The sequence below is a fragment of the Mesobacillus sp. genome, from assembly GCF_049588175.1.
Lineage (GTDB): Bacteria > Bacillota > Bacilli > Bacillales > Cytobacillaceae > Mesobacillus.
The window spans coordinates 1-1,573 of the sequence record NZ_JBAVFI010000617.1 but is presented as its reverse complement, the minus strand read 5'-3'; the positions used below and the strand labels follow the sequence as shown (position 1 = coordinate 1,573).

Annotated in this window: 1 protein-coding gene and 1 pseudogene; both read right to left on the bottom strand. The window is 41.6% G+C overall.

Annotated elements, in window-relative coordinates:
• Positions 1 to 279: pseudogene (locus tag WB217_RS14970) on the bottom strand (hypothetical protein); the annotation flags it as partial.
• Between the two features lie 9 nt (positions 280 to 288).
• On the bottom strand, positions 289 to 1,422 hold the full coding sequence (locus WB217_RS14965; protein ID WP_423994044.1) for a hypothetical protein: 1,134 nt from the start codon (positions 1,420 to 1,422) through the stop codon (positions 289 to 291).
• Positions 1,423 to 1,573 lie beyond the last annotated feature (151 nt).

Below are 1,573 nucleotides of genomic sequence, written 5' to 3'. Positions count from 1 at the left end.
GCCACCACTTTTATGGCGAGAGGCCTTAATTGATTGATCTGAATAATTTAGTGTAGTTATGATTTGAGCAAGATCTTCCACTAAAGTAAATTTATGATCTTTGTAAACTAGTAATCTTTTAGATAATAGGGAGCGAGTCGTAATCTGCAGCAACAGATCCATTTTCTCGTCGTCAAGGTCGCCAAAATAGACCTGCTTCAAAGCATTGCCCTGTTCAAAAAAGCCTTCACTGTAAAAACAATAGATTAATTCCTCTATCGAAAGAGATAGATGATTCATGGTACCCTCCTAGTTCCCGAAACCAAGGAATGATTTCGCACCGCTTAATAAACCCGAAGCATGGTCTTTAACATCATTGAACCCATCCTTCACTTTGCTGACTCCAGAAGCTATTGCCTCCGTTCCTTTGTGAATGCCGTCCTTAAAGTGCAATGCGGTGTTATCAACCCATGCAGGGGTTTTTTGTGTAATTTTATCGCCAACCCAGCTCCCTACAAATCCTCCTGCAGTTGCGCCCACTACGGTACCTACTGGTCCGAACGCACTTAAGAGGACTCCGCCAATAACGGCACCCCCTACAGATGTTGCTGATACAACCCCGGTTTTGTATACGGCTCTTCCGACTACTTTCGCGTTTTCTTCCTTCAGCTTCTCGCCACTGTACATGTTATAGTTTTCAGTGATTTTGATTCCTGCACCGATTGATTCTGCTCCAGCAGTAATGAGTACTGCCAGCGCAGCATTCGACTTTGCAAATCTCATTCCATTCTTCAACACAGTGCCAGCATTGCTTTTTACTGCATTCATCATCGTTCCTGTTTTAGCGTCATCCATAAATGTTCTAACACTTTTACTGAGATTTCCAATGTCATCAGCAAAAAAACTGGTACCTTTTTTATAAATTAATTCCGCTAAGGTTAGATTTGAAAAGGCTCTTTGCGGACTGACCATCAGCCTTGCAAGGTGCTTTAATCTAGATTCTTCAATTTTTCTCAACATAGTTTCCATTGGAATAGGAATCTTCCCCAGCAAAACATCATCGACTACACGTAGGTTACCTAGCATCCCATTCACATCTTTAAACCTGAAACCAAGAAGATGCAGGATACCTGCACCGGCTGAATATTGCGCACCATGTAAAAAATCAACCCAGCGGCCGTAAGTATTATTATAAGTTTCATATAAATCACTAGCAAAGCGTTCATCAATCTGTTTTCTTGCCGCACCAATCGCCTTATTTACAGCATCTGCCTGGCGATTCACCCGATTTTCTGAATTTGAATATCGATCAGCAGCGTTGTTTGTAAACGACTTAAGCTGGTTCATTTTCATATCGATTCGGTCAAAAGATGCAGAGGCACGTTTGAATTGACCGTTGATCCCACTTCTTGACAAAATTCGCGGATCCACACTGCTTCTCACACCAGCCACCTGATTCTGGATACTCTGCAAACTTGAAATAGTCCGGCTCAAACCCGAAATGGAACTATTAACTTCATTGATGTTGAATATGATTTTTGATGACAAGGACCATCACTTCCTGAATAATGAATTTTGCTATACGACACCTAAG